9 protein-coding genes are annotated in these 7,737 nt (G+C 44.5%); 2 read left to right on the top strand and 7 right to left on the bottom strand.

The window, feature by feature from the left end; all coding sequences use genetic code 11:
• Positions 1-105 precede the first annotated feature (105 nt).
• Both A3761_RS14555 and A3761_RS28845 read right to left on the bottom strand, forming a co-directional pair.
• On the bottom strand, positions 106-780 hold the full coding sequence (locus tag A3761_RS14555; protein WP_369808223.1) for a pseudouridine synthase: 675 nt from the start codon (positions 778-780) through the stop codon (positions 106-108).
• A gap of 97 nt (positions 781-877) precedes the next feature.
• Positions 878-1,240: a cold shock domain-containing protein gene (locus tag A3761_RS28845; protein ID WP_082865482.1), complete on the bottom strand. Its 363-nt coding sequence runs from the start codon at positions 1,238-1,240 to the stop codon at positions 878-880.
• A 343-nt stretch (positions 1,241-1,583) separates the two neighbouring features.
• Between A3761_RS28845 and clpS the strand changes: the two genes are divergently transcribed.
• Together clpS and clpA are read left to right on the top strand one after the other, a co-directional pair.
• Positions 1,584-1,940, top strand: coding sequence for an ATP-dependent Clp protease adapter ClpS (gene clpS, locus A3761_RS14570; RefSeq protein WP_068516258.1), 357 nt, complete (start codon positions 1,584-1,586; stop codon positions 1,938-1,940).
• Between the two features lie 76 nt (positions 1,941-2,016).
• Positions 2,017-4,275, top strand: a complete 2,259-nt coding sequence (gene clpA, locus A3761_RS14575; RefSeq protein ID WP_068740118.1) for an ATP-dependent Clp protease ATP-binding subunit ClpA — start codon at positions 2,017-2,019, stop codon at positions 4,273-4,275.
• Positions 4,276-4,379: 104 nt separating this feature from the next.
• On the opposite strand, the gene infA is transcribed toward clpA, so the two are convergent.
• The 5 genes from infA to A3761_RS27745 all read right to left on the bottom strand — a co-directional run.
• Complete coding sequence (gene infA / locus A3761_RS14580; protein WP_068516263.1) at positions 4,380-4,598, bottom strand: translation initiation factor IF-1; 219 nt, start codon at positions 4,596-4,598, stop codon at positions 4,380-4,382.
• 209 nt (positions 4,599-4,807) lie between these two features.
• Positions 4,808-5,557 carry an arginyltransferase gene (locus A3761_RS14585; protein WP_068516266.1) on the bottom strand — a complete coding sequence of 250 codons (750 nt, stop codon included), beginning with the start codon at positions 5,555-5,557 and terminating at the stop codon, positions 4,808-4,810.
• Between the two features lie 11 nt (positions 5,558-5,568).
• Positions 5,569-6,270 (bottom strand): leucyl/phenylalanyl-tRNA--protein transferase, encoded by a 702-nt coding sequence (aat, locus tag A3761_RS14590; RefSeq protein ID WP_068553326.1) that lies wholly within the window; start codon positions 6,268-6,270, stop codon positions 5,569-5,571.
• A 62-nt stretch (positions 6,271-6,332) separates the two neighbouring features.
• Complete coding sequence (gene trxB, locus A3761_RS14595) at positions 6,333-7,283, bottom strand: thioredoxin-disulfide reductase (protein WP_068516272.1); 951 nt, start codon at positions 7,281-7,283, stop codon at positions 6,333-6,335.
• A 135-nt stretch (positions 7,284-7,418) separates the two neighbouring features.
• A partial coding sequence (locus A3761_RS27745; RefSeq protein WP_369808224.1) for an AAA family ATPase occupies positions 7,419-7,737 on the bottom strand: 319 nt, incomplete at its 5' end.

A 7,737-nucleotide genomic window follows, 5' to 3' on the forward strand; every position in this document is an offset into this window, starting at 1 on the left:
AATGATAGCACCTAAATTTTTATAAGCCAAAAATCTTGCCTATATGCTTAGCAAATTAGCTTTGAAGTGGTGTTTAGTTTATTTATGTGCCGTATCGCACTGGTGCTAACTAGGTTTTTTTCTGTGTGGATGCTTCTTTTTGCTTGAATGGGTGCGTCCTTTATTACGAGAAGAATGTTTTTTATTTTCTCGTTGCTTAGGTAGGTGAACTTCCAGGCTTTTATGTTCGCCTGGTTGTAGGTTGTCGATAGACCAGGGGCCAATTGCTGCGCGAATCAGGCGGAGTGTTGGGAAGCCGACTTCAGCAGTCATTCGTCGCACTTGGCGGTTTTTTCCTTCGGTGATCGTTAATGCCAGCCAGGATGTTGGAGCATTTGCGCGCTGCCTTATTGGTGGGGTTCTCGGCCACAAGCAGGGCTCTTTAATTCGTTCGGCAATAGCTGGACGTGTTAGCCCATCTTTAAGTGTTACCCCATTACGCAATTTGTTAAGGGCTTCATCGCTAATCTCCCCTTCTACCTGTGCCCAATAGGTCTTGGGGAGCTTGTGTTTCGGGTCGGCAATTCGAGCTTGCATTTGCCCATCGCCAGTTAAGATCAATAGTCCTTCTGAGTCGTAGTCCAGTCTGCCGGCGGGGTATATTTTGGGGGTTTTAATAAAGTTTGAAAGCGTTGAGCGGCCCTCATTATCAGTAAACTGAGATAGTGTGTGATAAGGCTTGTTGAATAGGAAAATAGTAGGCATGGCCACATAATACGCGGACAGGAAAAAGTCTGCCATATAAATGGCAAGTGATTTACCCGGTTTTGTATAAAATCGGGTTAAGAGTAAATGGCTAAAGGCCTGCTATCTCTAGAGGAAGGGCAGGCTCTCAGTTTCAAGCTGAAACTGCTTTGGCTTCTTGCTCTGTTGATGTTTTTGTTTCCGTGTTCAATGGTGCTTGATGGCTAGGCTGAAACTCAGAACCATTTGCTTCTTCAACAGAAATAAACTCGTCATGGTCTACGTCATGTGCAGCGGAGCTTGGTTGAACCGTTTCAACTGCCGTAATATTTACAGCGTGAAAACCTTTGTCGCCTGGCTGCTTTTCAAAGTTGACCGGCTGCCCTGCTTTAAGGGTTTTATAGCCTTCCATTTGAATTGAAGAAAAATGAGCAAAAAGATCTTCATTATCACCGTCTTCGATGATGAACCCATAGCCTTTTGCATTATTGAACCACTTTACTGTACCTTGAGGCATTATCGACTCCCGTGTCTCCTGCGTTCGAACTATGTGTCTTGGCAATCCTGAATAAAGAATTCAAGGATGTCAGACTGCCTTTTTGGGTTCTTGGGCATGTAAAAGTTCAAACACCTGAAGTTTTATTTTTATTTGTATTCCGATGCAAAGCGCATCAAGTCGCTACTGTCAAATATTTTCTTAATGCTGTCAAGCGATTTGGGCGAAAGATATGATGCCTGGCCGTAATTCTTTCGATAGTTTTGCTCATGTTTTTCTTTATGCGATTTCTTTATAAGCTCAGTTGTTGCAAAATACGTATCTACCCCCAAATAAAGAGAAATGTAAAAATTCGTATCAAACTATGAGTAAAACTAAAGATTCTCTACTAGTATTAGCTCAAGGAACGCAAAATGATCCAGGTCATGAAGATGATCTGCTTGTCGCTCCTGCTAAGCCAGCGTTTAAACAGCCTTCGATGTATCAGGTTGTCATGTTAAATGATGACTACACGCCGATGGACTTTGTTGTTGAGGTGCTATTAAAGTTTTTTTCTATGAATGAAGAAAAGGCGACCCAGGTAATGTTAGCTGTTCACACTCAAGGTTATGCCGTGTGTGGCGTGTTCAGTCGGGACATTGCAGAAACAAAGGTGGCGCTGGTGAATCAATATTCGGCTGATTGTGATCACCCATTATTGTGTGAAATCAAAGCAGTCTAGAGCTTTATAGATATAGTTCTGCGTTTTACATGGGTAATCACATTGAGCGAATTAATAATAATTTCTGGGGTGAAAGATGTTAAGTAAGGACCTCGAACTGACCTTGAACGAAGCGTTTCGAAGCGCCCGTGAGAAGCGTCACGAATTTATGACTGTTGAGCACTTGCTATTGGCTTTGCTCGACAATGATGCCGCACTACAAGTGCTGGGTGCGTGTGGTACCGAATTGTCGGAGCTTCGAGAGGAGTTAACCGAGTTTGTAGACTCGACTACACCACTTATTCCAGCGAGTGATGAAGAGCGAGAAACTCAGCCTACTCTGGGCTTTCAGCGAGTTTTGCAGCGTGCAGTATTTCATGTTCAGTCTTCTGGTAAGAAAGAAGTTACTGGCGCGAATGTTTTGGTAGCTATATTCAGTGAACAAGAAAGTCAGGCTGTTTATGTGCTTAAGAAACAAAATATCGCGCGTATTGATGTAGTAAATTATATCTCGCATGGTATTTCCAAAATTTCCGATGACTCCGAGCCAGAGCAAGAGGGTGAGGCGTCTTCTGAAGAAGGTATGGAAGAGTCAGGCCAGAGTAATCCGCTCGAGAGCTATGCATCAAACTTGAATGAACAGGCAAGCTTCGGTCGCATTGACCCACTGATTGGTCGCGAGAAAGAGGTTGATAGAGTTGTACAGATACTGTCGCGTCGCCGTAAAAATAACCCCTTGTTAGTAGGGGAGGCGGGTGTTGGTAAAACGGCGATAGCTGAAGGTTTAGCTAAGCAGATTGTTGATGGAAATGTTCCAGCAATTATATCTGATGCTGAGGTTTATTCTTTAGATCTTGGTGCTTTATTAGCAGGAACCAAATACCGTGGTGATTTTGAAAAACGTTTTAAGGCTCTGCTAGCTGAGCTGAAGAAGCGAGATCATGCTATTTTATTTATTGATGAAATTCATACGATCATTGGTGCGGGTTCTGCTTCAGGTGGCGTTATGGATGCATCTAATTTGCTGAAGCCACTACTTAGTTCTGGTGAGATTCGTTGTATTGGTTCGACTACGTTCACTGAGTTCCGAGGCATCTTCGAAAAAGATAGCGCATTGGCGCGTCGATTCCAGAAGATAGATGTAAATGAGCCGGATGTTGAGGATACGATAAAAATTCTGCGAGGTCTGAAACCTCAGTTTGAAGCACATCATGAACTCAAGTATACGGATGAAGCATTGCGCTCCGCAGCAGAGCTGGCTGAACGTTATATTACTGATCGTCATATGCCTGATAAGGCCATCGATGTGATAGACGAGGCGGGTGCTAGTCAGCGTTTGAAAGAAGCTGATCAGCGCTGTGACTTGATTGATGTCGAGGATATTGAAGATGTGGTGGCTAAAATAGCGCGAATTCCTCCTCGTAGCGTGACAAGTTCTGATAAAGATATGCTTAAGAATATTGAGCGCGATCTTAAAATGCTAGTGTTTGGTCAAGATAAGGCAATCGAGTCTTTATCAACGGCAATCAAGCTTTCTCGCGCCGGTTTGAAGTCGCCTGAGAAGCCTGATGGTGCATTCTTGTTCTCTGGTCCTACCGGTGTTGGTAAGACTGAAGTAACTAAGCAGTTAGCAACTGTATTAGGTATTGAGTTGGTTCGCTTTGATATGTCGGAGTATATGGAGCGACATACCGTCAGTCGTTTGATTGGTGCGCCTCCTGGGTACGTTGGCTATGATCAGGGTGGCTTATTGACCGAAGCGGTCAATAAGAATCCTCACTGCGTTTTATTGCTTGATGAGATTGAAAAGGCGCACCCAGAAGTCTTTAACTTGTTGTTGCAGGTTATGGATCACGGCACCTTAACCGATAACAATGGCCGCAAAGCTGACTTTAGGCATGTCGTGTTGGTGATGACAACCAATGCTGGTGCGGAAGTAATTAGTAGACGCTCAATTGGTTTTAATGAGCAAGACCATTCTTCAGATGGTATGGAAGCTTTGAATAAGGTATTTACGCCAGAGTTTAGAAATCGCTTGGATGGCATTATTCCGTTTGCTTCATTATCGAGAGAAACAGTTTGCTATGTTGTCGACAAGTTCCTTATGGAATTACAAGTACAGCTGGATGCGAAGAACGTTGTGCTGCATGTTGATGATGAAGTGAAGCTCTATCTTGCAGAGAAGGGGTATGATGAAACTATGGGTGCTAGACCAATGGCTCGTCTGATTCAGGAAGACCTCAAGAAACCGTTAGCAGAAGAAATTCTCTTTGGTAGTTTGGCTGAAGGTGGCGATGTCCATATTAATCTTCGAGATAATGAGATTGTCTTTGATTATGAGCAAGAGCCAGCCTAAGGGTTGTTATTGACGAAAAAAAGGGTAAGAACATGGTTCTTACCCTTTTTTTATGACTATAAAGTCTCGCTTAAGCGAATGAGCGCGAGCCCAGACGAAATAATCTAGCGAGCTCTGTAGGTGATACGGCCTTTAGTTAGGTCGTAAGGCGTCATTTCAACTTTAACCTTGTCACCAGTCAGTATACGAATATAGTTCTTACGCATCTTGCCAGAAATATGAGCCGTTACAATATGGCCATTTTCTAGTTCAACACGGAACATGGTGTTTGGAAGGGTGTCTATAATCGTCCCTTCCATTTCAATGACATCTTCTTTCGCCATTAAAGCGTAACCTCATAAATAATTGAGCGTTTAGTTACAACAAGCCTGAAATTTAAGAGGCTAATTATCACCTCGAATTAAAGCTCGTTATTAGAAAAGTGCGACATTCTGCCTGAATCCGAAGGATTACGCAAAATGTTTGTTTATTGATCAGTAAAATAATTGCACTTATGGCGGGTTTGAGGGGCTAAAAAGAAGTTGCTGGAGGATTATTCGCTAGAACTCAGTAGCTGGTCTCTGATGTTTATCAGCTGTTCTTCTGTATACCACTGATCACCAATTCTGGCCTCAAAAGGTGAAAACTTTGTTTTGTACGCCATTTTCTTACATTCCTTAATAAAATAGCCTAAATACAGGTAACTTAGCTCTCGATTTTTGGCTTCCTCCACTTGCCAGAGAATGGCGTAGGTTCCTAGGCTTTTAGCCGAAAGCTCAGGGTCAAAGAACGTGTAAATGGCCGAAAGGCCGTCATTAAGTTGGTCGCAAACGGCAATGCCAAGTAAATGGTCGCCTTCAGAGAATTCTATGAACTGTGTTGTGCTGTGACCATTTACCAGGAACGATCTATATTGGTCGCGGCTCGGCGGGTACATATCTCCATCCGCGTGACGGCTGTGGATATATTTCTCATATAGTAAGTAGTGGTCTTCATGGAAATCAGCTGGAAGAATTTTACCTTTCACTTGGCTGTTTTTATTCCACACCCTTTTCTGACTTTTGCTTCTTTGAAAGTTTGGTGCAGACACGCGTATTGGTGTGCAAGCTTGGCAGCTAGTGCAGTGAGGGCGGTAATAATGTTGTCCGCTACGACGGAAACCCTGTGCTGAAAGTTCGCTATAGGTATCCGTGTCGATGATAACTTTTGGGTCGGCAAAGACAGTGCTTGCTTGCATGCCCGGTAGGTAGCTGCAATCGTGCTCCGGGGTCGCGTAAAGTGCCAGCTCTTGTTGTTGTGTCATAGCTTTGGGCTTTATCCGTTGCCTTGATTGGCGAATGCCCACTCGGAATGTAAGGGGCTTCGTTTAATATTTTTATTAAGTATAGATAAAAAATCTGACCTATCGATGCATTTTGCGCCGAGTGTTAGTAAATGGGGGTTTTCAACTTGGCAGTCAATAATAGCGTAGCCCCACTTATGCAGCTGTTGGCTTAGACATGCGAAGGCAACTTTCGATGCATTGGGCTTTAATGAAAACATTGATTCACCGAAAAAACAGCAGCCAATGGCTAGGCCATAGAGCCCACCAACAAGTTCTTCGTTTTCCCATACTTCAACCGAGTGAGCAACGCCTAGTTCATGCAGAGCGTAATATGCCTCTTCCATTTCTTCGGTAATCCAGGTGCCTTCCTCGGAATCGAGTCGAGCGCAATGTCTGATGACTTCTGGGAAAGCTTGGTCGAAGCTGAGCCTGGGCTGTTTCTGTCGAATGTGTTTCTTCAGGCTTTTGGAGATATGTACTTCATCAGGAATTACAACGCAGCGAGGGTCGGGGCTCCACCAAAGAATAGGCTGATCATCTGAGAACCAAGGGAATATGCCGCGGGAATAGGCGTGAATGAGTCGTTCAGGGCTAAGGTCACCTCCGGCAGCGAGTAAGCCGTCTGGGTCGCGCAAAGCCTGTTCAATGGGAGGGAAGTCGTCGTTCGCATCCAGCCAGGGGAGGTTGGCCATTCAATATCCTTTGAGGCGAGCAGGGCGGTTAAGCGTCAAGCTTACCCGCCCGGGGGTTATACTTATAATGCGTCGATGTACTTTTCTGCATCCAGTGCAGCCATACAACCAAAGCCAGCTGAAGTAATTGCTTGACGGTATACCTGGTCAGTTACATCACCGGCGGCGAATACGCCAGGGATGCTAGTGCCTGTTACGCCTCCTTCGAGGCCAGACTTTATGGTCAGATAGCCATTATTCATTTCTAGTTGGCCATCAAATAGCTCGGTGTTGGGCTTATGGCCGATAGCAATAAAGACACCCATTGTTGGTATTTCTTTTTCTTCACCTGATTCGGTTGACTTGACGCGCACGCCAGTTACGCCTGCATCGTCACCCAGCACTTCTTCTAGAGTATGGTTCCACTCGATGCGAATATTACCGTTTTCAGCTTTTTCCAAAAGCTTGTCTTGAAGAATTTTTTCCGAGCGAAGTGTGTCTCGACGGTGAATCAATATAACTTCTTTAGCGATATTGGATAGATACAACGCTTCTTCAACGGCAGTGTTTCCGCCGCCAACTACACAAACAGTCTGGTTGCGGTAGAAGAATCCGTCACAAGTTGCACAGGCGCTGACCCCTTTGCCGGCAAACGTTTCTTCGGACTCTAGGCCCAAATACATCGCTGAAGCACCGGTGGCGATAATGAGTGCGTCACAAGTATATTCACCAGAATCGCCCGTTAAGCGAAAAGGTTTTTGGCTTAGTTCTGCTTTATTGATGTGATCATAAATAACCTCTGTTTCGAAGCGCTCGGCATGCTGCTGCATTCTTTGCATTAATTCAGGACCTTGAACGCCCTCAGCATCTCCAGGCCAGTTATCGACGTCGGTTGTTTGCGTCAATTGTCCGCCTGCCTGCATTCCTGTAATCACAACTGGGTTCAGGTTGGCGCGTGCTGCATAGACTGCAGCTGTATAGCCTGCAGGGCCTGAGCCAAGAATAATGACTTTGGAGTGTTTTGCTTCGCTCATGAGAAATGTCCTTCAACGATAAGTGTTTAAACTGGTACTAAATAATGTTGTGCAAAAATGCTGCTCAGCAAGCTCTATAGGTCGTGGCTACAGATATAGGGGCTCGCAGAATAATAAACTGTTAATGGGGATAGTTTAAAAAATATCAACAGATTTTAAAATGTTTTGGCTCAAAGGGTTGCTTTGCTTTGCTTGTCCGTTAGACAGGCGGTGTTCTGCGACGCTTGGAAAGACTGCCTGAATATCATCAGGTAAAACATGGTCCCTGCCTTCAATAAGTGCCCAGGCTTTAGCCGCTTGAATCAGAGATATATTTGCGCGAGGCGATAAACCGTGTGTTTCATTGCTTTTTAAACGACTCAATGTTGCCAGCCGGTAGACGTAGTTGACGATACTGTCTGAGCACTGAACTTTGGATACTAGAGCTTGAATTTTGCTGAGAGTATTCTCGTTC

It is taken from the genome of Oleiphilus sp. HI0123, assembly GCF_001635315.1.

Bases quoted from the DNA above. Each gene is read 5' to 3' on its own strand.
- A3761_RS14555 (WP_369808223.1), bottom strand. From the start codon at position 780: ATGGCAGACTTTTTCCTGTCCGCGTATTATGTGGCCATGCCTACTATT.
- A3761_RS28845 (WP_082865482.1), bottom strand. From the start codon at position 1,240: ATGCCTCAAGGTACAGTAAAGTGGTTCAATAATGCAAAAGGCTATGGG.
- clpS (WP_068516258.1), top strand. From the start codon at position 1,584: ATGAGTAAAACTAAAGATTCTCTACTAGTATTAGCTCAAGGAACGCAA.
- clpA (WP_068740118.1), top strand. From the start codon at position 2,017: ATGTTAAGTAAGGACCTCGAACTGACCTTGAACGAAGCGTTTCGAAGC.
- infA (WP_068516263.1), bottom strand. From the start codon at position 4,598: ATGGCGAAAGAAGATGTCATTGAAATGGAAGGGACGATTATAGACACC.
- A3761_RS14585 (WP_068516266.1), bottom strand. From the start codon at position 5,557: ATGACACAACAACAAGAGCTGGCACTTTACGCGACCCCGGAGCACGAT.
- aat (WP_068553326.1), bottom strand. From the start codon at position 6,270: ATGGCCAACCTCCCCTGGCTGGATGCGAACGACGACTTCCCTCCCATT.
- trxB (WP_068516272.1), bottom strand. From the start codon at position 7,283: ATGAGCGAAGCAAAACACTCCAAAGTCATTATTCTTGGCTCAGGCCCT.